22 protein-coding genes are annotated in these 25061 nt (G+C 70.2%); 17 read left to right on the forward strand and 5 right to left on the reverse strand.

Going from position 1 to position 25061, the window contains the following annotated elements:
* Nucleotides 1-22: 22 nt before the first annotated feature.
* From ACZ5UI_RS03480 to ACZ5UI_RS03510, 7 genes are all read left to right on the forward strand, one after another.
* The gene (locus ACZ5UI_RS03480; protein ID WP_464194253.1) at nucleotides 23-604 is read left to right on the forward strand and encodes a TetR/AcrR family transcriptional regulator; all 582 of its coding nucleotides are present in this window, start codon (nucleotides 23-25) and stop codon (nucleotides 602-604) included.
* A 134-nt stretch (nucleotides 605-738) separates the two neighbouring features.
* Nucleotides 739-2007 (forward strand): substrate-binding domain-containing protein, encoded by a 1269-nt coding sequence (locus tag ACZ5UI_RS03485; protein ID WP_464194255.1) that lies wholly within the window; start codon nucleotides 739-741, stop codon nucleotides 2005-2007.
* Between the two features lie 69 nt (nucleotides 2008-2076).
* Nucleotides 2077-2454, forward strand: coding sequence for a hypothetical protein (locus ACZ5UI_RS03490; RefSeq protein ID WP_464194257.1), 378 nt, complete (start codon nucleotides 2077-2079; stop codon nucleotides 2452-2454).
* Between the two features lie 62 nt (nucleotides 2455-2516).
* Nucleotides 2517-3380, forward strand: a complete 864-nt coding sequence (locus tag ACZ5UI_RS03495) for an ABC transporter substrate-binding protein (RefSeq protein WP_464194259.1) — start codon at nucleotides 2517-2519, stop codon at nucleotides 3378-3380.
* Nucleotides 3377-4825: a sugar ABC transporter ATP-binding protein gene (locus ACZ5UI_RS03500; RefSeq protein WP_464194261.1), complete on the forward strand. Its 1449-nt coding sequence runs from the start codon at nucleotides 3377-3379 to the stop codon at nucleotides 4823-4825. The genes ACZ5UI_RS03495 and ACZ5UI_RS03500 overlap by 4 nt, the downstream gene beginning before the upstream one ends.
* On the forward strand, nucleotides 4818-5780 hold the full coding sequence (locus ACZ5UI_RS03505) for an ABC transporter permease (protein WP_464194263.1): 963 nt from the start codon (nucleotides 4818-4820) through the stop codon (nucleotides 5778-5780). Before ACZ5UI_RS03500 ends, ACZ5UI_RS03505 begins: the two co-directional genes overlap by 8 nt.
* Nucleotides 5777-6739, forward strand: a complete 963-nt coding sequence (locus ACZ5UI_RS03510) for an ABC transporter permease (protein WP_464194265.1) — start codon at nucleotides 5777-5779, stop codon at nucleotides 6737-6739. The genes ACZ5UI_RS03505 and ACZ5UI_RS03510 overlap by 4 nt, the downstream gene beginning before the upstream one ends.
* A 209-nt stretch (nucleotides 6740-6948) precedes the next feature.
* Here the strand turns inward: ACZ5UI_RS03510 and ACZ5UI_RS03515 are convergent, their stop codons facing one another.
* Entirely contained in the window at nucleotides 6949-9201 is a 2253-nt protein-coding gene (locus ACZ5UI_RS03515) for a TFIIB-type zinc ribbon-containing protein (protein WP_464194267.1), read from the reverse strand.
* Between the two features lie 383 nt (nucleotides 9202-9584).
* On the opposite strand from ACZ5UI_RS03515, the gene mobF reads away from it, so the two are divergent.
* The 5 genes from mobF (at nucleotide 9585) to ACZ5UI_RS03540 (ending at nucleotide 16060) form a co-directional block, all read left to right on the forward strand.
* On the forward strand, nucleotides 9585-12743 hold the full coding sequence (gene mobF / locus ACZ5UI_RS03520) for a MobF family relaxase (RefSeq protein ID WP_464197755.1): 3159 nt from the start codon (nucleotides 9585-9587) through the stop codon (nucleotides 12741-12743).
* Between the two features lie 68 nt (nucleotides 12744-12811).
* A complete protein-coding gene (locus ACZ5UI_RS03525) occupies nucleotides 12812-13060 on the forward strand; it encodes a hypothetical protein (RefSeq protein WP_464194269.1) in 249 nt (82 codons plus the stop codon).
* 103 nt (nucleotides 13061-13163) lie between these two features.
* Nucleotides 13164-14351, forward strand: coding sequence for a tyrosine-type recombinase/integrase (locus ACZ5UI_RS03530; protein WP_464194271.1), 1188 nt, complete (start codon nucleotides 13164-13166; stop codon nucleotides 14349-14351).
* A gap of 62 nt (nucleotides 14352-14413) precedes the next feature.
* Nucleotides 14414-15280, forward strand: coding sequence for a hypothetical protein (locus tag ACZ5UI_RS03535; RefSeq protein ID WP_464194273.1), 867 nt, complete (start codon nucleotides 14414-14416; stop codon nucleotides 15278-15280).
* A 12-nt stretch (nucleotides 15281-15292) separates the two neighbouring features.
* Nucleotides 15293-16060, forward strand: a complete 768-nt coding sequence (locus ACZ5UI_RS03540) for a hypothetical protein (RefSeq protein ID WP_464194275.1) — start codon at nucleotides 15293-15295, stop codon at nucleotides 16058-16060.
* A 265-nt stretch (nucleotides 16061-16325) separates the two neighbouring features.
* On the opposite strand, the gene ACZ5UI_RS03545 is transcribed toward ACZ5UI_RS03540, so the two are convergent.
* The gene (locus tag ACZ5UI_RS03545; RefSeq protein ID WP_464194277.1) at nucleotides 16326-16739 is read right to left on the reverse strand and encodes a hypothetical protein; all 414 of its coding nucleotides are present in this window, start codon (nucleotides 16737-16739) and stop codon (nucleotides 16326-16328) included.
* Between the two features lie 200 nt (nucleotides 16740-16939).
* Between ACZ5UI_RS03545 and ACZ5UI_RS03550 the strand changes: the two genes are divergently transcribed.
* Complete coding sequence (locus tag ACZ5UI_RS03550; RefSeq protein WP_464194279.1) at nucleotides 16940-19900, forward strand: bifunctional diguanylate cyclase/phosphodiesterase; 2961 nt, start codon at nucleotides 16940-16942, stop codon at nucleotides 19898-19900.
* Here ACZ5UI_RS03550 and ACZ5UI_RS03555 read toward each other — a convergent pair.
* Genes ACZ5UI_RS03555 through ACZ5UI_RS03565 form a run of 3 tightly spaced genes read right to left on the reverse strand, consistent with a single transcriptional unit; the run spans nucleotide 19897 to nucleotide 20979 of the window.
* Entirely contained in the window at nucleotides 19897-20127 is a 231-nt protein-coding gene (locus ACZ5UI_RS03555) for a hypothetical protein (protein ID WP_464194281.1), read from the reverse strand. The genes ACZ5UI_RS03550 and ACZ5UI_RS03555 overlap by 4 nt on opposite strands.
* A 2-nt stretch (nucleotides 20128-20129) precedes the next feature.
* Complete coding sequence (locus tag ACZ5UI_RS03560) at nucleotides 20130-20396, reverse strand: hypothetical protein (protein ID WP_464194283.1); 267 nt, start codon at nucleotides 20394-20396, stop codon at nucleotides 20130-20132.
* A 22-nt stretch (nucleotides 20397-20418) separates the two neighbouring features.
* Nucleotides 20419-20979 carry a cob(I)yrinic acid a,c-diamide adenosyltransferase gene (locus ACZ5UI_RS03565; RefSeq protein WP_464194285.1) on the reverse strand — a complete coding sequence of 187 codons (561 nt, stop codon included), beginning with the start codon at nucleotides 20977-20979 and terminating at the stop codon, nucleotides 20419-20421.
* 39 nt (nucleotides 20980-21018) lie between these two features.
* On the opposite strand from ACZ5UI_RS03565, the gene ACZ5UI_RS03570 reads away from it, so the two are divergent.
* Genes ACZ5UI_RS03570 through ACZ5UI_RS03585 form a run of 4 tightly spaced genes read left to right on the forward strand, consistent with a single transcriptional unit; the run spans nucleotide 21019 to nucleotide 25056 of the window.
* Nucleotides 21019-21966 (forward strand): DUF4430 domain-containing protein, encoded by a 948-nt coding sequence (locus ACZ5UI_RS03570; RefSeq protein WP_464194287.1) that lies wholly within the window; start codon nucleotides 21019-21021, stop codon nucleotides 21964-21966.
* Entirely contained in the window at nucleotides 21963-22829 is an 867-nt protein-coding gene (locus ACZ5UI_RS03575) for an energy-coupling factor transporter transmembrane component T (protein WP_464194289.1), read from the forward strand. Before ACZ5UI_RS03570 ends, ACZ5UI_RS03575 begins: the two co-directional genes overlap by 4 nt.
* Nucleotides 22826-24409 carry an ABC transporter ATP-binding protein gene (locus ACZ5UI_RS03580; protein WP_464194291.1) on the forward strand — a complete coding sequence of 528 codons (1584 nt, stop codon included), beginning with the start codon at nucleotides 22826-22828 and terminating at the stop codon, nucleotides 24407-24409. The genes ACZ5UI_RS03575 and ACZ5UI_RS03580 overlap by 4 nt, the downstream gene beginning before the upstream one ends.
* Nucleotides 24406-25056, forward strand: coding sequence for an ECF transporter S component (locus tag ACZ5UI_RS03585; RefSeq protein WP_464194293.1), 651 nt, complete (start codon nucleotides 24406-24408; stop codon nucleotides 25054-25056). Before ACZ5UI_RS03580 ends, ACZ5UI_RS03585 begins: the two co-directional genes overlap by 4 nt.
* Nucleotides 25057-25061 lie beyond the last annotated feature (5 nt).

A 25061-nucleotide genomic window follows, 5' to 3' on the forward strand; every position in this document is an offset into this window, starting at 1 on the left:
TCCGTTGCGTATCGTTTGTCGCATGGCGACCAGGAGCGAAGCGAGTCGGTCCGCGATCCTCGAGGCGACCGTCGCGTTGCTGGAGGAGACGACGGTGCAGAAGCTGTCGATCGAGGCGATCGCCAAGCGGGCCGGCGTGGGGAAGACCACGATCTACCGCTGGTGGCCCAGCAAGGCGGCCGTCGTGATCGACGCGTTCGTCGAGCACCACCTGGTCAACACGCCGATCCCCGACGACCTCTCCGTGCATGACGCGCTGGTCGTGCACCTGCGTTCGCTCATCCGCCAGTACGCCGGACCTGAGGGTCGGTTGGTGGCGCAGATCATCGCCGAGGGGCAGTACGACGACTCCACGCTGGCGGACTTCCGCGAGCGCTTCTGGGATGGCCGGCGCCAGGCGATCCACAGCCTGCTCGAGCGCGGCGTCGAGTCCGGAGAGATCCGCTCCGACGTCGATGTCGACCTGATGGTCGAGATGATCTACTCGCCGGTCTACCTGCGCCTGCTGTTCGCGCACCGCGAGCTGGACGAGAGCTACGCCGAGCAGGCGATCGACGCCGCCTTCGCCGGGCTGGCCTCGCCTGCCGCGGCGACCTCGCTGTAGGCGCGCGCGGGCTTCGCGGCCGCGCCCTCTTCGCGCATTCCGTTTCGATACGGGACGTTGCGAGCCGCTTGATCGACTGATACGCTCCGTTTCGTATGAGGAGAGATGGCGCGACTTCCCGCGCTGGAGGAGACATGAGCAAGATCGCTCGCCGTTCGGCCCCGGTCGCGGCCGCCATCGTCGTGCTGGGCCTCACTGCCTGTGGCGGTGGATCGGTGTCGCAGGGCACGAGCGGTGGCTCTGCGTCGGACGCCAAGACCGTTTCGCTGACGCCGCCGAAGACCGGCTGCGGGAGCCTGCAGATGGCCGCGGTCAAGGACCCCGACGGCGTGGTCGCGCAACTCCCTGCCGATCAGCAGGCCGCCTACCAGGGCTACCCGTACGCGGTTCAGAAGAGCCCGTGGGCGGACTGGAAGCCCAAGGGCGCGCCCCCGTACAAGGTCGGCGTCGTGTGGGGTCCGGCCACCGCCGGCTTCCAGAACGACATGGGCCAGGCCGTCGTGGACAAGCTCAAGTCCAGCCCGCTGGTCAGCGACGTCGAGTTCCGCACGATGGGCGCGGACGTGAACATCCCCAACGCGCTGGCGAACTACAACGCCTTCGTCAACGAGGGCGTCGACCTGATCATCCTCGAGCCGCTGATCGCGCCCGCGTTCATCGAGGCGGTCAAGCGCGGGGCCGACAAGGGCATCCCGACGATCAGCGTCCAGAACGCGATCGAGTCGCCCGAGGCCATCAACGTCGGTCCGAACCTGACGCTCGCCAACGCCCAGGCCAGCGCTCGCCTGCTCCAGATGCTCGGCGGCAAGGGCAATATTCTGCAGGTCGGTGGCATCCCTGGATCGCCGGCCGACACCGAGGCCACGGCCGGGCAGAAGGCCGCGCTGAAGAACTGCCCCGACGCCAAGACGGTCGGCGAGGTGTACGGCAACTACCTGTCGGCCAACGCCAAGTCCGAGACCCTGAAGTACCTGGCCACGCACCCCGGCAAGGTCGACGGGGTCCTCCAGGCGGGCACGATGACCGACGGCATCATGGGCGCCTTCCAGCAGAGCGGGCGCCCGATGCCGATCGTCGCCGACATCGGCCCGACGAAGGGAGGCGTCGGGTACTGGATCAACAACCGCGACAGCTACCACGGTGTGGGCACGGCATTCGGGCCCACGGCCCTGGGCGACGCCGCCGGCAGCGTCGCGCTGCGGATGCTCGAGGGGCAGGGCCCGAAGCTCTCGAGCATGGTTGCCGAGATCCCGCTGCTCACGGATGAGAACCTCGACCAGTGGGCCGACAAGTCGTGGTCGCTGACCACTCCGGGCCAGCCTGACGGACCGCCCGACAGCTGGTTCACCGACGACTACCTCAACTCGATGTTCGCCAAGGGCGCCGCGCCCAAGGCCAACTGACGCACACACAACCACCAGCACAGGAGGAGAGCCGTGTCTGTGTTCTCGCGCAGGTCCGTTGCCGTTCTGATGGCGACGGCGATCGCCGCCGTGACGCTGATCGTCCCGACGGTCGCATCCGCCAAGACGGTGAAGTTCTCGATCACCGACAACGGGAAGTCGTCCGGACCTCCCGACTACGAGGTCAACTCCAAGGTCACCGGCACGTTCGGCACCGGAACCGGCCACAGCACCACTTCGCCGCCCAAGAGCGTCGGGTACTGGAAGGTCCCGGGCGGGACGATCTACTACACCTACACGACCGCCCTGGAGGGGACCGTGGCCACCGGCAAGGGCACGATCACCAAGGGCAGCGGCAAGTACAAGGGCATCAAGGGATCGTTCACCGTCCGCGGTGACATCCTCGGCAAGTTCCCCTTCGCGATGAAGGGCACCGCGACCTACTAGGCCCACCGGCCCATCGGCGGTGCGAGGGTCACACACCTCGCACCGCCCGGGCCGCCCTTGTGATGAACCACCTTCCGAGCACCAGCCTGCGCGTCATCGAGTTCGTCGCGCCCGGCGTCGAGGCAATCGCCGACGAGCGCGGCCTGTTCGCTGAGCACGGCGTCCAGGTCGAGACGATCCGGACGCGCTCCTCGACCGAACAGCGCGAGCGCATCATGAGCGACGACTGCGACGTCGCCCTGACCGCGATCGACAACCTCCTGGCCTGGGACGCCGCCGGCGACGACCTACGGATCGTCGGGCAGGTCGAGCGCACCACGGTCCTCGACCTGGTCGCCCGCGACGACCTGCCTGATCTCGCGTCGCTGCGCGGGCAGACCTTGGCCGTGGACGCCGTCGACACCGGCTTCGCGATCGCGCTGCGCAAGATCCTGCGCGACAACGGCCTCGGCGACGACGACTACGCGCTTCACGCCGCAGGCGGCATCCACCAGCGCTTCGAGGCGATCACCCAAGGCCAGGCCGCGGCCGGCCTCCTCGGGCCCCCGTGGAGCACCCAGGCGCTCGACCTCGGCTGCCGTCGCCTGACCACCGTGGAAGATGCACTGCCCGACTTCCCCGGGATCGGCGTGGCCGTTCGCGCCTCACGACTGGACGAGCTCCACGACGGCTTGAGCCGCTACCTCGCGGCGCTGGCCGACGCGGCCGCCTGGGTGGCCGCTGCGAGCCGTGACGAGGCGCTGGCCGTGATGACGCAGGCCGGCTTCGATCCGGGTGGCGCAGCGGCGCTGCTCGATGTCGTGCCCGCTGATGTCCGCGCCGCGGAGGTCGGCGTCGACCTGCTGTACGAGATTCGTCGCGAGCTCGGCGTCCTGCCTGACGCGGCCCCGGGCCGCGACGAGCTGCTGGTCGAGATCGGCGCATGACGACGGCCCAGGAGACCACAGCCGCGACCGAGGCGCGCATCGCGCTGCGCGTCAGCGGCGTGGCCAAGTCGTTCGGGCCCACGCGAGCTGTGAGCAACGCCTCGATGGAGCTCGCCGCCGGCGAGGTGCTGTGCATCGTCGGCGAGAACGGGTCGGGCAAGTCGACCCTGATGAAGATCCTGGCGGGCGTCCATCGTCCCGACGCGGGCACCGTGCAGGTCGGGGGCCGGCCGATCGACGGCTTCTCCTCGCCGCGCGGTTCCATCGATGCCGGCATCGCCACGGTCTTCCAGGAGGTCCTGGTCGTCGAGGCCCGCTCCGTGCTGGAGAACGTCTGGCTGGGCACCGAGGGCCTGGTGCGCGCGCCGCACGCCGACGCCGACAAGCGCCGACGGGCCGGAGAGGTCCTCGAGCAGCTGCTCGGCCGCCCGGTCGACCTCGACGCGCCGGTCGAGCGGCTGTCGCTGTCGGACCGTCAGGCCTGCGGGATCGCCCGCGCGCTCGTGCGAGACCCGCACGTCCTGATCCTCGACGAGGCCACGTCGGCGCTGGACGTCGCCACCCGCGACCGGCTCTTCACCACGCTGCGCCGACGCGCGTGCGACGGCGTCGCGGTGATCTTCATCTCCCACCGCATGGACGAGGTCGAGGAGATCAGCGACCGCATCACCGTCATGCGCTCAGGCGAGACGATCGCCACGCTCGCCCGCGGGGAAGCCTCGGTCGCCGAGCTCGTGCGACTCATGACCGGCGCCGACGAGCTGACCGACCATCTCGGCGAGCGGATGCAACGCACGCCCGGCGACGTCGTTCTGCGCGTTGACGACTTCGAGGTGCGCGCCGGCGAGCTGGTCGGCCTCGCCGGTCTGGAGGGCCACGGGCAGGACGCGTTTCTGCGGGCGCTGGCCACCGCCGCGGGCGACCGCGGCGCCTACGTCCCGCGGGAGCGCCGCGCCGAGTCGATGTTCGAGTCCAAGTCGATCCTCGAAAACTTCGCGCTGCCCACGTACCGGCGCGACACGCGGGCCGGCCTGATCCAGCCCAAGCGCACCCGGGCGCGCTTCGCGCCGTTCGTGCAGGCGCTGGGCATCAAGCTCGGCCGCCCCGACGACCTGATCACCACGCTGTCAGGCGGCAATCAGCAGAAGGTCGTCGTGGCTCGCTGGCTGGCCACCGATCCACAGGTGCTGCTGCTCAACGACCCGACCCGCGGCGTCGATCTCGGCGCCAAGCGCGACCTGTACCGCGTCCTGCTCGAGCTGGCCGCATCCGGCATGGCCATCGTGATGCTGTCCACAGAGGTCGACGAGCACGTCGAGCTGATGGACCGTGTCCTCGTCTTCCGCGAAGGCGCTCCGTTCTGCGAGATCCCCCGCACCGGCCTGTCGCGCCAGGCGATCGTCGGCGCTTTCTTCGGCCAGGACCCGGAGGCCGCCCGTGCGTGAGCTACTGCGCACTCGACCGTACATGTTCGCCCTCGCGCTCGCGGTCGTGCTGCTGGTCGTGAACGTGATCAGCGAGCCGACCTTCGGCAAGCCCGGCAACTGGCCCACGGAACTGGCGACGCTCGCCCCGTTCGCCCTGGTGGCGATGGCCTCCACGCCCGCGATCATCTCCGGCGGCGGCGGGCTGGACATCTCCGTCGGACCGCTCACCGTGGTGGTCAACACGGTGCTCGTCGCGTGGTTGCTGCCGCACTCCGGACTCGGATCGCCCGTCGTCGCGATCCTCATCGTGCTCGCGCTGGGCGCCGCCGTTGGGGCCATCAACGGCGTCCTGATCGCGGTGCTGCGCTACCAGCCGGTGATCGCCACGCTCTGCACGTTCTTCGTGCTCGCCGGCGTCGCCTTGAAGATCGCCCCCAGCCCCAAGACCGTTACCGGCGTGGCATGGCTCAGCGACCTCGGCGACCAGGTCGGACCGATCCCGGGAGCGCTGATCCTCATGGCGATCCCCGTCGCAATCTGGCTCGTCCTGTCGCGCACCAGCTTCCATCGCGTGCTCTACGCGGTGGGCGGCAATGACGCCACGGCCTACAGCGCGGGCGTGAACGTCACCGCGGTCCGCGTCGCGGCCTACGCCCTCGGCGGGCTGTTCGCCGCCGTCGCCGGCGTCGCTCTGACTGCCCTCGTCCTCTCGACGCAGACCGGCACCTTCGCCTCCTACACGCTCGTCGCGCTCGCCGCAGTCGCGCTGGGCGGCACCCCGTTGGGCGGCGGTCGGGGCGGGCTGCTCGGCAGCATCCTCGGCGCGGTCTGCATCTACGAGATGCAGACGGCGCTCGCGGCAGGTGGCGTGTCCGCGACGTGGAACCAGGTTGTCTACGGCGGACTGCTGATCGTCGGCGTGGTCGTCGGCGCCCGGCTGCAGAACGCCTCTCCGAAGGTGGCCACCGCATGAGCGCCCTCACCGCCGCCCAACGCCGCTTCCCGCTCGCGCAGACCGTCGCGCTTCTCGTGGTGTTCATCTACGGCGCCGCGACGATCGACGGCTTCGGGCAGTGGTTCAACGTCAAGAGCATGCTCACGCTCGGCGCACTGCTCGCGCTGGCTGCGCTGGGTCAGACGCTCGTGATGATCCTCGGCGGGCTCGACCTGTCGATCCCTGGCTTCATAGTGCTCGGCGCGATCCTCGTCAGCGAGCTGCACGGCGCTCACGGCTGGTCGTCGCTCACCGCGATCCTGCTGCCCGCCGGCATCGCCGCCGTCATGGGTGCCGCCACCGGCTGGATCTGCCACAGCAACCGCATCCAGCCGCTGATCGTCACGCTCGGCATGGGTGCGCTGGCCGCCGGCGGAGCGATCGCCTGGACGAAGGGGTCGCTCACCGGGACCGCGCCGACGTTCCTGACGAAGATCAGCTCACCGGCGTCCACGACCTTCGGCATCGACATCCCGCCGGTCGTCGTCATCACCGCGGTCGTCGCGGTCGTCATGGCGCTCGTGCTGCACCGATCGATCGCCGGGCGTCAGGTGTACGCCACCGGCGCCAACCCGCGCGCGGCCGGCCTCACCCGCGTGCACACGGGCCGCGTGTGGATCGGCGTCTTCGCCGCCTCGGCGGTGATAGCGACCCTCGTCGGGATCCTGCTCGCGGGCTTCAGCGGCGCTGACCAGTCGATGGGCGACCCGTACCTGTTCCAGGGCCTCACCGCGGTGATCGTGGGCGGCACGACGATCATGGGCGCTCGCGGCGACTACACCCACACGGTCGTCGGCGCGCTGACCCTGACGGTGCTGACCACCATCCTGGTCGGCAACGATGTCGACCAGGCCACGAACCAGATCATCTTCGGGCTGCTGATCCTCGCCGTCGTGGCCGGCTACGGCCGCGACCGACGACTGCGCGATCGCATCTGAAGTCGGGCTGCTGACGATCGATGGCTGCCCGATTCGCGACGTCGAGCGCGGCGTGACGGCAAGTGCGTGCTCGTGAACTTCTGCAGGCGGATGATTATCGGCCAAATCGGCGCGGTGCCACCGTGCTTTCAGAGCTCCGAGGTGCCTGAGTCCCTTAACGCGCCGTGCTGATCAAGGGCGTCGCTTGGGCGGGCCCCCTTTCGCGGCGGTCAGATCAAGAGCTCATCGAGATCCGGAAGCTCCGGGGGATTCTCGCTCAGGTACTGAGCCGATGATTGGCGTGCGAGCTCGCCGAAGTTCGCGGGGAGACGATGCCCCAGGCCGCCTGGCCAGAGCGTCCCGAGTTCTCGCCAAGTCAGCAGGATGGGATCCCGTTGCCGTGGATTGCCGGAGTCGGTCGAGCCGACGCGATATCGGTGGAACAGTGCCAACTCATCGGCGCTGAAGGCTGGCCTCGTGGTAGCGAAGAGCGCATAGCAGTCGATGCCGGCTCCCTGCATCTTCTCTACGACCCGGCCGAGGTCCTCGATATCCGTCGCTTGGATTTGCTCATTGCCGCCCTTGCATTCGCCGACAGCCATCGCAACCGTCCCGTCGCGGTCCGTCGAGAGTGCGATTAGGTCGACTTCGCAGTCGATCTCGTGGCCCGAAAGGTTATGGCTCGCGACAACAATCTGGCGTTCGTCCGCGAGCGGATCGTCTAGACGCATCATCGTCAGGATCACCGGTATTGAACCGTGCTCTCGGTGCGTCGCGAAGAATCCGGACGGCTGGTACTTCCATACGGCGCCGTGCACCTGCGAAGCGAGCAGGAAGGTAGAACCGCACCGCGGGCACCGAACCTCAACATCGAGTGTGTTCGGGAGGAACCGACTGGTGACATGACACGACGGACATTGCATGTGGAGCCCAACTTGGAACACGCCACGATCGAGAAGCGTCTGAAAGACGCCGCCCGCGCTATCGACGTTCTTGTACTTGCTGAAGGAGCCCTTGTCCTCGATGGTGCGCAACGCGTCCTTCCGATGAACGGCGTCTTCGGACGCCCAAAGGAGTTTTCTCAAGCCAGGCAACCGAAGGAGCCTGCACCCGTAGAGCCCCTCCATCTGATCGATGATGCGCCGGCAAGCCTCACCAGCCGCGCTTAGTCTGGACTTGATGTCTGCTGTCTGGAGGAGCTGTTCGACGATCTCCGATTCGGACACCAGGCGAAGGCTCAGGCTGGTGTCGCCTGGGTCGGCGAAGACGGCGAGACCTGGATCGTGCACCCGCACTGAGCCAGCGGGGCGCATCGTGCGCGAAGCCCATTCGGTGAGTGCCGACACCGGCGGGATCTCAAAGGTGTACCCCGAGCGCTCGAGACTGGAGTAGGTGCTGAGAACAGCCAGCCAATGCTCGTGCCAGTAGTGCCGTGACCGGTCGCGCCCGTACGGACTATCGGGCAGTGGAAGGATCATCCGTTGCGTCCGGTACTGGTCCGCCTCGACCGTCGCAAGGACGCCTTGCGAGTCCGTCGACACGAGCGCCCAGGGCACGCCGACGTCGCTCGTGTGACGCATGCGATGCCAGACTGGTACGCCCCCGATCTCTTCGACGATCTCGGAGAGGGGCCCGGACAGCTCGGGTGGGTTCTCGACGGCGTCCAAGTGCCAGATCGTGATCGGACTCGGTGCCCCAGTGTCCGTCCGGCGCGGTGCCGATCTACGCAGGTAGTCGCGACAGTACGCCGCCATCCTCGTGCCGTCGGCGTGCGGCCAGAAGGCAACGTTTGCTCCCGCGGCGCGGAGATTCCAGAATGCGACTAGGTCCGAGAAGGCCTCTGCATCCCCGATGTAGATGCCACTCTCCGGCGCCGTTGCCCACGATCTGAGTGAGTCCGCGGTAAACAGGATCGGGGTAACTCCGTCCACGATTTCGGCACTCGGACCGTCGACGAGTTCAACCTCTTTGGACCGGAGACCTTCGATAAACGCGCGTCGACAGCGTGGCCCCGGGGAGGACAACGGATACTGGCCGAACACGACCGTGAACAGCGTCGCTAGAACGTCGTCGGCCTCCCACGCGAGATGGACGCAACGGGACGGCTCATTTGGATGACGAAAGAAGCGATCGTGATAGTGCCGTACGAGCAGCGGGATTGTCACGACGCCGAGCTGTTCCCCACGAATGGTGAACGGCGAGTCGGCGCCGGCAGGTGGGAAACGAAGATGTCGGTTGCGTTCGACGACTGCCGTGATCTCGTCGCTCGGCCCGATTGCGTGAAGGGCGTCGACCCGAGTCCGCTCAACGTCGGCACAAGCGGCTTCGATGTTCGACCCGACAGGGATGAGTGGATTGAACATCCCGCCCCAAGCCATCGTGTTGAGTGCAGCAGCGGCGACGACGTCATCGATGACGCCCTCTCTGACGAGACATCCGACACGCACCGGTCGGTAAGCCACATTCACGCTGGTCACCGTCATCGGACGCAAGGGTCTCGTACGCCTCGGATGATCCGACCGCCGTTGACTCAACGCGGGCCCCACGCCGACGCCCACCTGCCCATCTGTCACGGCCTGCGCATCCGCCACAGACGGCGCAAGCGCTGGCGATCATCTATCGCCCAGTGACCCGGCGCCAACACCGCACCCTCGACGCCATCACGACCTACGCCGCAGGCTCCCCGACCCGCCCGCGCCCATCAGCCCGAACAACCAACGACTAACCCGCGCACACACTTGCACCCGGCGGGGGTGCGACTGCTCTGACGCCGTCTCGTCCCTATGGACGCAAGCCGGCAGGCGAAGTGCTGAGTATCGGGAAGCTGACCGGCGGGGCTGACAGCGCTCGGTACTACGAGCAGTCGGTGGCGTCGGGGCGGGAGGACTACTACTCGGGGCGGGGCGAGTCGGCTGGCCAGTGGGTCGGTGAGGGTGCTCGGGCGATGGGCATCGAGGGGAGCGTTGGCGGTCTTGAGCTGCAGGAGTTGCTGGTTGATGCGCGCCACCCGGTGTCCGGGGAGCTGCTGCGGGCGGTTGGTGGGACGTCGGTGCAGGGGTTCGATCTGACGTTCTCGGCGCCGAAGTCGGTGTCGGTGCTCTTCGCCGTGGGCGACGAGAAGGTGCGCGCAGGTGTCGTGCAAGCGCATGAGCGGGCGGTGCGTGACGCGCTGGGCTATCTGGAGCGGCAGGCGGTGCAGGTCCGGCGCGGGAAGGCCGGGGTGGTGAAGGAGCACGCGGGCGGCCTCGTCGCCGCGGAGTATCGGCATCGGACGTCGCGGGCCGGGGATCCGCAGCTGCACACGCACGTCGTCGCGGCGAACTTGGCCCAAGGCGCGGATGGTCGTTGGACGGCGCTGCATGCGGCGCCGCTCTTTACCCACGCCAAGACCGCGGGCTACCTCTATCAGGCGGCGTTACGTGAGCAGCTTGTCGGCGAGTTGGCCGTGGAGTGGGGTGGGGTGATCAACGGTGCTGCGGAGATCCAGGGGATTCCGGGCGAGGTGATCGCGCACTTCAGCCAGCGCCGTGCGGAGATCGTCGAGGCGATGGCCCTACAGGGAGCGACGAGCGCGCAGGCAGCTCAGGTCGCGGCATTGGCGACTCGGCGGGCGAAGGACTACGGCGTGCAGGAGTCGACGATCTACGAGCGCTGGCAGGCGCGCGCCGTCGAGCATGGCCTCGAGCCGCAGATCCTGGCCGACGTTCTCGGTCGCACTCCGGTCCTGTTCTTCGATGAGCAGGTGCAGGACGCGGCGGCGTTCATGGCGGGAGAGGCCGGCCTGACGGCGCAGGCTTCGACGTTCACGCGCCGCGAGGTGCTGCAGGCCTGGGCGGAGCTGCATCCGGCGGGCGCGAGTGTCAGCCGGATCGAGGAGCTGACCGATCGATGGCTGGCCTCTGACCTCGTCATTCGCGTCGACGGCGAGCACGCACCGGTCGGGCGCGGCCAGGTCATCCGCACGGGCGCAGGCACGCGGGTCTGCGATGTCGAGGACCGGTACACGACGCCGGGCATGCTGGAGACCGAGCGACGGCTGATCGACGGCGCCGCCGATCGGGTCGGCGAGAGCGTCGGACTCGCCCAGACGGAGACTGTGGAGGCTGCGATCGCCGCGCGCGGCTACCTGGCCGACGAGCAGCGCGCGATGGTCCGCGCGCTCACCACCTCCGGCGACGGCGTGCAGGTGGTTCTGGCCAAGGCGGGTGCGGGCAAGACGACGGCGCTGGACGCCGCCCGCGAGGCCTGGGAACGCTCCGGCGTGCTGGTGCAGGGAACGGCACTGGGCTCTTACGCGACCAAGGAGCTGCGCGACTCCGGTGTGCGGGCGACGACGGTCGCGCGCGTGTTGATCGACATCGACCGCGACGGCGGTCTCCCACGCGGTTCTGTCCTGATCGTCGACGAGGCCGGCATGGTCGGCACCCGCACCCTGGCCACGCTGGGGGATCACGCCCGCCAGGCGGACGCCAAGCTCGTCCTGGTCGGCGACGACAAACAGCTGCCGGAGATCGACGCCGGCGGCGGCTTCCGCGGACTCGCCCGACGGCTCGACGCGATCGAGCTCCACGAGAACCGTCGCCAGCAGAACGCCGAGGACCGCCGCGTCCTCGACGCGCAGCGATCCGGCCGGCCTGACGAGTTGGTCCGGTCGCTGCGCCGTCGCGGACGCATCGCGGTCGCCCCGGACGTGCAGCAGACCCGCCAAGCGCTCGTCGCCGACTGGTGGGACGGCGCCCAGGCCGAGGGCATCGAGAACGTCGCGATGATCGCCCTGCGGCGCAGCGAGGTCCGCGAGCTCAACGAGCTCGCCCGCGTCGAGATGCGCGCCGCCGGACGGCTGGCCAGCCACGAGCTGCGCATCGATGAGCGCGCGTTCGCCGTCGGCGATCGGATCGTCACCCGCACCAACGCGCCGCGCCTGGGCGTGGTCAACGGCAGTCGTGGCACGATCATCGCCATCCACCAGGATCACTCCCTGGCCATCCGTCTCGACGGCGGCGACCACGCGCTCCTGCCAGCCGACTACGTCAGCGGGTGGCGCGACCGCACCCCGAACCTGGACCACGGCTACGCGATCACCGCCAACGGCATCCAGGGCGGCACGGTCCAGCGCAGCTACGTCCTGGCCAGCGAAGACGTCTACCAGGAGTGGGGCTACGTCGCGGCCAGCCGCCACCGCGTCGAAACGCGCTTCTACGTCACCGTGCCCGATCCGGGGCCAGACGAGATCGCGCCGAGCGACCCGCTCCGGAACCTGATCCGTGCGCTAGGAGCAACGCGCGCCCAGGACCTGGCCGTCGACGCTGCCGCCCAAGGCGAACTACATCTGACACCAGACGAGCACCTCTACAGCGGTGCCGCGCGACTGCGCGAGCTGCTGGCCACCGCGCCTGGATCACACGAGGCCGACCGTCTCGACAAGGCGATCGCAGAGGCCCGCGAGCAGATGACAGCCGCCGCCGACCAGCTGGCGGCCACCGAGAGACGCATCGGCGACGCCCGTCGCCGCGATCGGCCGACCCTGCGGGCGGCGCGTGACGGGCAACAGCATGCGATCGCGACATGGCAACGGCGTTTGGAGCAGCTCCAGCTGGAGCACGCCGACGCGGTCAAGAGCCACGGCGACCGCGACAAATGGCTCGCGGACCACGCCTTCGACGCCGCCCGCCTGGTCGCCGTCGAAGGCGAACTGACCCGGCGCCAGGCGGTCCGCCGCCAGGAGGCCGTGCGCATGGTCGTCATCGACCCGCCCTCGCACGTCACCGGCGAACTCGGGCCGCGTCCCGTCAACGACCTCGCCAGCCAACGCGCCTGGGACCGCGGGGCCCGAACCATCGAGGGCTACCGCCAATCCCATGGAGCTGCGGTCCCAAAGACCGTCGACGGCCTAGGGCCGAGACCCAAGGATCCAGCCGCGTTGCGCGCGCACGCGGTGGCCGCGCGCCAGCTCGATCGCTCGCGGGCTGAGCTCAACCGCGCGCCGACCCGGGACCGCGCCCCTGCCTCCGTGCCAGAGCGATGAGGCCACCAGCGTTTCGGCCATCCGTCCAATCGCAGCGGGTGATTCCGCGTCCGGGCCGTCCGTGCGATATGGCCGCCTTCGAGGACAGCCGAACGGACCCAGCGAACATCGACGGCCGCCGTGTCCGACTTGTCGCGCCGGTTCCGCGAGTGGCCTTGACTCGAGACGAAGCGGCAGCCGCGCTCGGCATGTCGCTGGACTCGTTCGAGCGTCACGTCCAACCCGAGCTGCGGATCATCCGCAGGGGCAAGCTGAGGCTCGTGCCGGTTCCGGAACTGGAGCGGTGGGCGTCGCGCGCCGCAGAGCACCCCCTGTGAACTCGGTCCTGTCGGAAGGCGCCCGTAGACTTCCGATCAATCAACAAAGGTGCCCCCGCGCTGCGTCAACAGCCGGGGGCGTGGCCCACGGAGGAGAATCTCCATGAGCAGCCGGAAGGCTACGCCCGCCGAGGGCGTGGCGATCCGCCACTCCAAGCAGTGCCGGTCATGGCTCGGCGCCCGGTGCAATTGCACGCCGACCTACCAGGCGAACGTCTGGGACAACCGAACGCGCAAGCGCGTCCGCAAGACGTTCCGCACTCTCAGCGGTGCCAAGCAGTGGCGTCGAGACGCAATCACCGCGATCGAACGTGGCCAGCTCGACACCGACCCGTCCCCGAAGACGTTCGAGCAGGCCGCCGACGAGTTCATCGCTGGCGCCGGCAGTGGCGCCGTCCGGTCACGGAGCGGCAAGAGCTACAAGCCCAGCACCGTGCGGGGCTACGAGCGCTGCCTGCGGCTCCGCGTCAAGCCGGCGCTCGGCCATCTGCGAGTGAGCGAAGTCCGCCGCCGTGACCTTCAACGGTTCGTCGACGAGCTGCTCGCGGAGGGCATGGATCCGGCGACCGTCGTCAAGACGATCAACCCGGCCCAGGCCATCTTCCGCCGACTCGCGCAGCGCGAGGAGATCCCGACCAACCCGGCGTCCGATCTCGAGCTGCCCACCGCGCGGCGCCGACGCGAGCGCATCGCCTCGCCGGCCGAGGCGGCCGCGCTGCTGGCCGCACTCGACCTCCCCGAGCGCGCACTGTTCGCGACGGCCATGTACGCTGGCCTCCGTCGCGGCGAACTCCGCGCCCTGCGCGTCTCGGACATCGATCTGGCCGCCGGCGTCGTGCGCGTCGAGCGAACCTGGGACGACGACGAAGGCGAGCAGGACGGCGGCAAGTCCGACGCGGCACGCCGGCGCGTGCCGATCGCCGCCGTCCTACGGGCGCCGCTGCGTGAGCACCTCGCGGACTCCGGCCGTCGCGGTGACGACCTGGCATTCGGCATGACCGCCGACGAATCGTTCTATCCGTCGACCGTGAGGGCCCGCGCGCTCGCAGCCTGGGCGCGATTCAACGAGGCGGCGCCTGATCTCGCACGTCTCAACCCGATCACCCTCCACGAGGCACGCCACACCTACGCCTCGCTGATGATCGCCGCCGGCGTCAACGCCAAGGCGCTCCAGACCTACATGGGCCACTCGAGCATCACGGTGACGTTCGACCTGTACGGCCACCTCATGCCGGGGAACGAAGAGGAAGCAGCGGACCTCCTCGACGCGTTTCTCCAGCGCGCGGCCTGAAACCGCGCGGCATCATCGCTTCCAGACGATCTCCGGACCGGTGGCGCGATTAGGCTCGTCCTGTGCCGAGCCAACCGAGACGGCCCTACTACTCCGAGCGCCATGGACGCGGTCCCTGCGCGGGGCAGCTCAGCGACGACGCGCTACGGAAGGTCATCTTCAACGTCTGGGACGGCTTCCTCAGTCGCGACTACTTCCAGGAGGCGTTCGGATATCGCTGCGTCGACGACGGAGTCGTCCCCGGCCGGGTCGGGTCTGATCCGGAGGCGTACTTCATCCGGTCCATTGGGCGCGAGAGTATGTGGCCGTACCGAGACGCCAGCAACATCTTCGACGAGCCGTACACGCGCGACGCGTTGTTCGACATGGTCGAGGCCCTGTTCGATCTTGTCTCCCTCCCGGTCCATGGCCGCGTGCACTCGTTCGCCAACTGCGGGACGCACTACAGCGTCTTCGACCAGGCCGCCGGTCGGGCGGAGTACCGCGAAGAGATCGACGACGTGTTGAAGCTCTGCGATCCGCCGTATGAGCTGTCGAGTTCGGGAGAGGTGATCCAGGCGACGCCCGACGAGTTCCGACCGCTCATGGAGGCAGAGGTCCCATCCGGCACCGACCACGACGCGATCACCGCGCGGATCGAGTCCGCCAAGCGGGCGTTCGTCAACCGCGACGCCAAGGACGACGATCGGCGTACGGCAGTGGTCGAGCTCGCCGGGGTCCTGGAGGCGCTCAGGGCGGACGTGAACGCCACGATGCTGACTTCCGACGAGAGCGATCTGTTCAAGATCGCCAACAAGTTCGCGCTGCGCCATAACGACCCGCAGCAGAAGCGCAACTACGACCACGCGGTCTGGCATCGCTGGTTGTTCTACGTCTACCTGGCCACGATCCACGCCGTGCTGCGCGTTCGAAGTCGCGGCACCTCCTAGTGATCGTTGCTTATGGATGACCAGCTTGACCCGCTCGGCCGGCCGCGCAACCTGGCCAGCGACTACCTGCGACAAGCAGCCGAAGCCCTACATGCCGCGTGCGATCCAGCGCACCTGTACCGACCCTGGCGCCCGGACGTGCCCAAGGAAGGCTTCGGCTGGGCGGTCATGCAAAGGATGGCGGCAGCGGAACGGTTCGCGCAGGCGCGGACGAGCGCGCTGTTCTCCGCTCTCGCGGCTGAGGCGTACATCAACGAGTACCTGGCCGCCGTGGCCCCCAGCAAGCGCAAGCTGAAGGAAGCCGACAGCGCGAGCACCGTCAAGAAGTACACCGCGATCGCCGCCGAGTTCGCGGGTGAGCCGCTGTTCTCAGACGGCGACCTGGTCGTCAAGACTCTCACCAAGCTGTTCAAGCTTCGGCATCAGCTCGTCCACCCCAAACCAGGTCTCGGCCAGGGACCGGTGCTCGACTCCGATGACTCTGAGCTTGAGGCGATGTTCCCGACCGTTGACTTGGCGCAGTACGTCGTGATCGTTGGCTTAGCGGCGACGGTGATCGTGACGAAGGCGTATGGGCCGAAGGCCATGGACGTGCCCGGAGGGATGTTGTGGCACGCGAGGGAGGCCGTCTTCGATCTGGCGAAGCGAGGTGCGGTCGTGCCGCAGCCGAATGCGCCGGGCGAGCCAACGATGTGGGAGTTGGTCGGTAACTTCCTGAGCCCGCCGGACCAGCCGCCGACCGAGACCGACGACGGGGACTCGCCGGGACCCTCAGACTGATCGTGATAGCCGGGCCCAGATCGCGATCCGCAGCGTCAGGCTGAGACAGGCGGCGCGCGACAACGGCGCGACAATGCATGTCCTATCCCGGCGGTTAGCAGCGGTTGGGAGCGGTTCACGAGGGCGACCGGTAAGCGAAATCGCCGTTCGCATCGGGCTCGGGACACCATTCGAATCCCCGTAGCGGTACTCCCAAAGCCCCCGATCCAATCGGGGGTTTTGTCGTTCTGGGGGAGGGCCGCCGAGCTCGCCCGACCCGACGGCGTCAGGGCATCGTCCGGCTGAAGTACGCGCCCTCGGCGCTGTAGCCGTTGCCCGAGCGGGTGATGATCATCACCTCGCCGTCGCCGGAGCATTGCGTCTCGCCGTCGGACTCGGGGCCGCACGCGATCTGGTCGGGATCGTGGCCGTGGTCGCGGGCGACCGACCGCGCGAACTCCAACGGCGTGCCGCGCTCGTCGGACCGGGCGTTGATCACGCCGAAGACGACGCTCACGGCGAACCAGATCACGACGAGCCCGCCCGTGATCGGGTCGCTCACGCCGACGTAGTGCGACGCGGCGACGATCGCCAGGAACCCGACGCCGGCGACGGCGAGCAGCGGCGCGTCGAGGACCGCGGCGAGGATCAGGCAGGCCGCGGCGCTGACGAGGCAGACGGCACCGATCAACAGCTCCACACGAGAACCCTCTCATGGCGGCGATTGTCCGCTTACGGTCGCTATGCGGACGTGAGCGGACAACGGCGCGGGAATCGCGACGCGCACGCACGTCGACCGGCAGGCAAAGGCGTTTGCGCCAACCGATCAAGAGCGCAAGATCGAATGCCGATCTACGACATGTGCTGACGTGGCTCACGCGCCGTCCCCTGCCGTTCATCGTGGCTTCGGCCCTGATCGCCATCACGGGTGCGATGGCCTGGGCGGGATTCTCGCGCGATCACGATCGGTCGACGCGCCATCAGGACGAGGCGGCGGTGCAGACCGCCGGCGTGGTGCAGAACCTGGTGCGCGGGCTCGAGTACCGCGTCGACAGCCTGCGCGGGTTGTTCTCCGCCAGCGACGACGTCACCGACCAGGAGTTCGCCGTCTTCACGCGTCCGCTCCTCGGCGGCCAGCGCGCGTCCGCGCTGGGCTGGGTGGCGATCGTGCCCGACGCTCAGCGGGCGGCGGTCGAGCGCGGCCTGGGCGCCTCGCTGCAGGAGCTGAAGGGGACCGGCCTGGCGCCGGCGGCGGTGCGACCCGAGTACGCGGTCCTGACGCACCTCGCGCCCGCGCCGATCCACGTCGGCGTCGGCCTGGACGCGAACAGCTTCCCCGGGCAGGCGGAGGCGCTGCGGCGCGCCGCGCGCACCGGCTGGACCCAGGCCACCGCGCCGGTGGTCATGCCCGTCACGCGCGACACCAGCCTCGTCCTGTACGCGCCCGCCTACCGCGACGGCGCCTCGCTGGACAACCCGACCGCGCGCGCCAGGGCGCTGATCGGATTCGGCGTCGGCGTGTTCCGCTACGCCGACCTGCGCGCGGCGCTGGCCCGCTCGCTGGCCTCCGGGACGGACGTCACGATCACCGCCGCGGGCAAGGACGTCGTGCAGATCGGCACGGCCGCTTCCGGCGCGACGGTCCGCCGCATCAACGTCGCCGGTCAGGACTGGACGATCGCCACGCGCGCCGGCGGGCGTGGCGGCATCGGCCTCGGCTGGCTGGCCGTGATCGTCGGCTCGCTGGTCACCGTCCTGCTCACGCTGTTCACGGCGCAGGCGGTGCGCTCCGAGGCCGCCGCGCGCGAGCTGGCGGCCGCGCGCGAGCGCGAGCGCGACGCGGTCGAGTCCGCCCAGCAGCTCATGCTCGACAACATCGACGAGCTCTTCGTCCTGCGCTACGACCGCGACCTCAACGTGGTCAAGGCCGACGGGGCGCTGCTGCTGGCCCGCGGCCTCGACCCCGCCGAGATCGTGGGCTGCCACGTCACCGAGCTCGTGGCCAGCGACCAGGACGCCCAGATCATCCCGCTGCTGGAGCGCGCGCTGGCCGGCCAGGGCACGACGGTCGACTTCCTGGAGAGCGCCACCGGGCGCACCATGTGGCTGCGCGTGCTCCCGCTGGAGGACTCCGGCGGCGCGCTCGTCGTCGGCATGGACGTCACCGCCCGCGCCGAGGCCGAGGAGCGCTTCCGCCGGTCCTTCGAGGACGCGCCCGTGGGCATGGCCCTGCTGGACGGCGAGGGTCGCTTCCTGGAGGCCAACGAGGCGCTCGGCGCGATCCTCGGCGTCGACGCCGACAGCCTCACCGGCCGCCCGCTGGCCGAGTCCACCCACGCCGACGACGTCGAGTCCGAGCGCCATCAGCTCGGGGACCTGCTCGACGGCCGCGCGATCCGCAGCAGCTACGAGAAGCGGGCGATCCACGCCGACGGCCACGCCCTGTGGGTCGCGGTCCACGCCACCGAGCTGGGCGCGGCCGAAGGCCAGGAGCGCATGGTGCTGGCCCAGATCCTCGACATCTCCGATCAGCGCCGCTTCGAGGAGCAGCTGCAGCACCTGGCCGACCACGATCCGCTCACCGGCCTGGAGAACCGCCGCGCCTTCGAGCGCGCCGTCGACGCCCACCTCGCGCACGTCAAGCGCTACGGGGAGGAGGGCGCGCTGCTGATCCTCGATCTCGACCACTTCAAGGCCGTCAACGACACGCTCGGCCACCACGCCGGCGACGCGCTGATCATGGCCGTCGCCGACGTCCTGCGCGACCACGTGCGCGACAGCGACCGCGTCGCCCGGCTCGGCGGCGACGAGTTCGCGGTGCTGTTGCCCAAGGCCGACGAGGAGCAGGCGCGCGCGGTCGCCGGCAAGCTCGTCTCGGCCATCCGCGACGAGCGCCGGATGCTCGGCGGGCGCGCGTGGACGACGACCGTCAGCGTCGGCGTCGCGCTGTTCAGCGACAGCGTCGAGCGCGGCGAGCAGCTGCTGGTCGACGCCGACCTGGCCATGTACGACGCCAAGGAGGCCGGGCGCGACCGCTACGGCCTGTACCGCCCGGGCGATCGGGCGACGTCGCGCACCCAGGCGCGGCTGGCCTGGATGGACCGCATCCGCAGCGCGCTGGAAGAGGACCGCTTCACGATGCTGGCCCAGCCGATCCTCGACCTGGCCGACGATCGGATCGTGCACCACGAGCTGCTCCTGCGCATGATCTCGCCCGACGGCGACCTGATCCCGCCCGGCAGCTTCCTGACCATCGCCGAGCGCTTCGGGCTGGTCACCGAGATCGACGACTGGGTCGTGCGACGCGCGATCCAGACGCTGGCCACGCACGCCGACCGCAAGCTCGTGCTCGAGGTCAACCTGTCGGGCAGCTCGATCGGCTCACCCGACCTGCTGAACACGATCGAGAGCGAGCTCGCCCGCACCGGCGTCGATCCCTGCTCGCTGATCTTCGAGGTGACCGAGACGGCCGCGGTCTCCAACATCCCGCGGGCGCGGGCCTTCGCCGACCGCCTGGCCGCGCTGGGCTGCCGCTTCGCGCTGGACGACTTCGGCGCCGGCTTCGGCTCCTTCTACTACCTCAAGCACCTGCCGTTCGACTTCCTGAAGATCGACGGCGAGTTCGTGCGCCACTGCGCCTCCAGCAGCGTCGACCGGGTGATCATCTCCAGCCTGGTGCGCGTGGCCAACGGGCTGGGCAAGCGCACGATCGCCGAGTACGTTGACGACCAGGCCACGATCGAGATGCTGCGCGGGCTCGGCGTCGACCTGGCCCAGGGCTACTCGATCGGCAAGCCCCGCCCGCTGGAGGAGTGGCTGGCCGCCGAGCCGGCGGACGCCGCTCCGACCCCGGCCTCCTAGAGGTAGTCGCGGAAGTCCTTGGAGGGCCAGGGCACGACGTCGCCGACCTGCGACAGCCCGGCCCGCGCCTCATCGGTCAGCGCGTACCAGATGGTCACGAACGCGGCGACCACGAACGAGGCGACCCACAGGACCGCGAGGACCTGGTCGTGATCGGCCATCCAGGCGATCCCGAGGCCCAGGAAGGCGCCGAAGGCAGCGGTGCGAACGAGGATCGAGGCGACCATGGTCAGTCGTCGACGCCGCTGTCGTCGTCGTCCTCGTCCTCGTGCAGGTCGATCTGCACGATGACCTCCTCGATCGGCGGCGCATCGGCGCCACCGGGGAGCTGCGTGGTCTCGCCGTCGGGCAGCACGAGCACCCAGCGGTCCTCACCAGAGTGCGACAGCGTCGCCAACTGCAGGTCGCCGTCGGCGAAGGTGATGCGGCCGTCGTCGGCCTGGTCCACCTGGACCGGGCGCCCCGTGTTGGTGTGATGCGTCTGCGGGAAGCTCATCGTGCCGGGACCGTACCGCGAATCAGCGAAACCGGCCCGGCTGCCACAGCGGTTCGTCGCCGCCGGCGTTGGCGCCGCGGCTGAGGATGAACAGGAGGTCGGACAGGCGGTTGAGGTAGCGCACGACCTCGGCGTTGGCTTCGGGCACCTCGATCGTGCGGCGTTCGGCGCGCCGGCAGATCGTGCGGCACACGTGGAGGTAGGCGGCCGCCGTCGTGCCGCCGGGCAGGACGAACGACTTCAGCGGCTCGAGCGTCTGGTTGACCTCGTCGCAGCGCTCTTCCAGCCAGGCGACCTGCTCGGGCAGGACGCGCAGGCGCTCCCGCTCGGACGTGGGGTCCTCGGGCACCGACAGGTCGGCGCCGCAGTCGAACAGGTCGTTCTGGACGTGGCCCAGCCACTCGTCGTAGGGCTCGGGCAGATCGCCCACGGCGCGGGTCAGGCCGATCTGGGCGTTGAGCTCGTCGATCTGGCCGTAGGCCTCGATGCGGGGGTGGTTCTTGGGCACCCGGCTCATGTCGCCCAGGTGCGTCTCGCCGCCGTCGCCGAGCTTCGTGTAGATGCGCGTGAGGTTGACCGTCATCGCGCCCCGCACCGTATCGCGCCACTACGCTCGACCGCGATGCTCACCCGCCTGATCGCCCCCGCCGCCGTCGCCTGCACGCTGCTGCTGGCGGGCTGTGGCCTGGGCTCCGGCGAGTCCACCGACGGCGACGTGACGCTGCTGGTCACCCGCGACTACGGCAGCCAGACGATCGGCCAGGTCGGGCCGGGACCGGTCGAGGGCGCCGAGACGGTGATGCGGATGCTGCAGCGCAACTTCCAGGTCGACACCCGCTACGGCGGGCGCTTCGTGCAGTCGATCGACGGCCTGGCCGGCGGGCGCGAAGGCGGACGTCCCGTCGATTGGTTCTACTACGTCAATGGGGTCGAGTCCGACAAGGGCGCGGCGGACGTGAAGGTCCGCTCCGGCGATCGCCTCTGGTGGGACCGCCGCGACTGGGGGGCCGCGCAGCGCGTGCCCGCCGTGGTCGGGTCCTACCCGGAGCCGTTCCTGCACGGCAACAACGGCAAGACGTGGCCGACGCGCGTGGAGTGCGTCGAGGGCGACGAGGACGGCAACTGTCAGGCGGTCGCCGACAAGCTCGACTCGGTCGGCGTGCGGGCGTTCAAGTCCCTGGTCGGAACCGAGGGGGGCAACACGAACGTGCGGGTGCTCGTGGGGCCGTGGTCGCAGATCCGCTTCGACCGCGCCGGGCGCCAGATGGACGAGGGGCCAGGCGCCTCGGGCGTCTTCGCGAAGTTCACCGATGCCGGCAGCGAGCTGGATCTGATCGACGCCACCGGCAAGGTGCGCCAGACGCTCGGGCCGGGCACGGGGCTGATCGCGGCCACGCGCTGGGAGGACCAGCCGCCGACGTGGTTCATCACCGGCACCGACACGGCCGGCGTCAAGCAGGCGATCGAGGCGCTCGACGAGGGGACGCTGGGCCGGCACTACGCGCTGGCCGTCGCCGACTCCACCGGCATCCCGTTGCCCGTCGACGCGCGCAAGGCGCCGCCGTCGTGACCTTCCGGCGCCGCGCGAGCCCGCTGCACGCGGCGCGCGCGTCGGTCGCCTGCCTGTGGTGCGCCGCGCTCGCCCTGGCGGCGCTGATCTCCTGGCATCCGCTCGTCCTGGCCGCGGTGCTGCTGATCGCGCTGATCGCCGCGCTGGCCTGTGGCGTCGGGCGCGAGGTCGGCCGCTTCACGTTGCTGGTCGGCGTGCCCATCGGGGTGCTGTTCGCGCTGATCAACCCGCTGATCAGCCGCGACGGGCTGACCGTCGTCGCCCGGCTGGGCGGCTGGGGGCCGATCGGCGAGTTCGACGTGACCGCCGAGGCGATCGCCTACGGGGCGGTCACCGGGCTGCGCGCGATCGCGCTGATCGCCTGCAGCGCGCTGTACTTCTGCGCCGTGGACCCCGATCGCGTCCTGCGCCTGTTCCGCCGCTTCGGCTTCCGCTCGGCGCTGACCGCGACGCTGGCCACCCGGCTGGTCGGCGTCCTGGCCGACGATGCGCGGCGGCTGGCCGACGGCCAGCGCTGCCGGCCCGGGCGGCCCGCGACCAAGCTGGCCCTGGTCCGCGCGGTCACGTCGGGCGCCCTGGATCGCGCGGGCGACGTCGCCGCGGCGCTGGAGGTGCGCGGCTACGGCGGCGCCGCGCCGCCCGCGCCCACGCGCGCGCCCTGGTCGCGCCACGACGTCTCCTTCGCGCTCTCGGGCGTCGCGCTCGTGGCCCTGGCCATCGGGGCGCAGGCCGGCGGGCTGGCCGGCTTCGACGCCTACCCGCGCGTCGAGCTGCACGGCGGCATCGACGCGGTGCTCGTGGCGATCGGGCTGGTCGTCGCCGGCCTGGCCCCGTTCCTCGACCGGCGGGGCATCGCGCGATGACGCTGCTGCGCCTGGAGGGCGTCACCTACACCTATCCCGGGGCCACGCGGCCGTCGCTGCGCGCGGTCGACCTGGAGATCGACGAGGGCGAGTTCGTCGTGCTCTGTGGGCTGTCGGCCTGGGGCAAGTCGACGCTGCTGCGCGCCGCCTGCGGCCTGGTGCCGCATTTCCACGGCGGGCACTTCGACGGCCGCCTGACCGTCGGCGGGCTGGACACGCGCGAGCACGGCCCGTCGGACATCGCCGCGGTGGCCGGGACGCTGTTCCAGGACCCGGAGAGCCAGACGGTCATGGGCAACGTCCGCAGCGAGATCGCCTTCGGCCTGGAGAACCAGGGCTGGTCGGCCGCCGCGGTCGCGCGCGGGGTGGAGGAGTCGGCACTGGCGCTGGGCATCGCGCCGTTGCTGGACCGGCCGACCAGCGAGCTCTCCGGTGGCGAGCTGCAGCGCGTCGCGCTGGCCGCGGCGCTGGCCGGGCGCCCACGTCTGGTGCTGCTCGACGAGCCGACCTCGCAGCTCGATCCCGTGGCCGGCGACGAGCTGGTGTGGCTGCTGCGCCGGCTCAACGAGGAGTGGGGCACCGCGATCGTCATCGCCGAGCATCGCCTGGAACGCTGCCTGCCGGCGGCCGACCGCGTCGTCGCGCTGGTCGACGGGGCGGTGGCCTGCGACGCACCTCCGGCCGAGTTCCTGGCCTGGGCGATGGCCAACGAGCCGTCGCTGGCCACGCCGGCCGCGCGGATGTTCTCGCTGGCCGGGCTGACCCCGCTGCCCGCGGGCGTCAAGGCCGCCCGCAACGCGCTGCGCGAGCGCGGCCTGGCGCCGAGTGGCGATCTGAACCCGCTCACGGGGACGAAATCGCCACTCGGCCGCCGGGAGCGGCGCGACGCCGCGCTGAGCTTCGAGCGCCTGTGGTTCGAGCGCCGGGGCGGTCGCGCGGTGCTGCGCGGGATCGACCTCGCGCTGGCCCCCGGCGAGCGCGTCGCGCTGATGGGTCGCAACGGCGCCGGCAAGTCGACGCTGCTGCGTCACGCCAACGGCCTGCTGGAGCCGACCCGCGGGAAGGTGCGGGCGGCCGGGCGCGTCGCGTTGCTGCTCCAGCATCCCGGCGACGTGATCGTCGCCGACCGCGTCGACCACGAGCTCGACCTGGAGACCCTGCGCCGCCACGGCCTCGACCACCTGGCCGACCGTCATCCGCGCGACCTGTCCGGCGGCGAGCGCCAGCGCCTGGCCCTGGCGATCGTCACCGCCGGCGATCAGCGTCCCGCCGCCGTGTGCCTGGACGAGCCGACCCGCGGCATGGATCGCCTGCACAAGGGGCACCTGGCCCAGACGCTGCGCGACTACGCCCAAGACGGCGCGGCGGTGCTCGTGGCCACCCACGATCCCGAGTTCGCGGTGCTGTTCGCCGACCGGGTCGTGCTGATGGGTGAGGGCGAGCTGATCGCCGACGGCGACCCGCACGACGTGCTGGCCGGCGGCTGGTACTTCGCCACCGAGACCGCGCGCGTGTGCGGCGCGCTGACGCCCGAGGAGGGCGCGGCGCTCATCACCGCGGCGGAGAGGTCGCACCGTTGAGCTGGACGCTGGCCGCCCTGGTGATCCTCGGGATCTGCCTGTTCTTCGGCTTCTGGTGGTACGAGCGCCAGCACCCGCCGGCCAAGGTCGTGGCGCTGGTGGCCACGCTGGCCGCGCTGGCCGCGCTGGGCCGGATCGCCTTCGCGCCCCTGCCCAGCGTCAAGCCGACCACGACGATCGTGCTGATCGCCGGGTTCGCGCTCGGCGCCGCGCCCGGCTTCACGGTCGGCGCGGTGGCCGCACTGGCCTCGAACCTGTTCTTCGGGCAGGGGCCGTGGACGCCGTGGCAGATGGTCGCCTGGGGGCTGGTCGGCGTCCTCGGTGCGGGCCTGGCGGCGGTGACGGGTGGGAAGCCGCTGGGCCGGATCCCCCTGGCGCTGTGGTGCGCGGCGGCCAGCCTGGGCTTCGGCGCGATCATGGACCTGTCGACGTGGACGACGTTCGGCAGACACACGTGGGGCGAGTACGTGGTCGTCTCCGGAACCGCGCTGCCCTTCAACATCACCCACGCGGTGGGCAGCTTCGCCTTCGCGCTGGCCTTCGGTCCAGCGCTGCTCGCCGCTTTGGAGCGTTTTCGGATGCGATTTCAGGTCGTTTGGGGGGTTCTGCCGTCGACTCGCGAGTCAACCAACCCGCCCATCGGCTAGGTTTC

Source organism: Conexibacter sp. JCM 18997, from assembly GCF_055391915.1.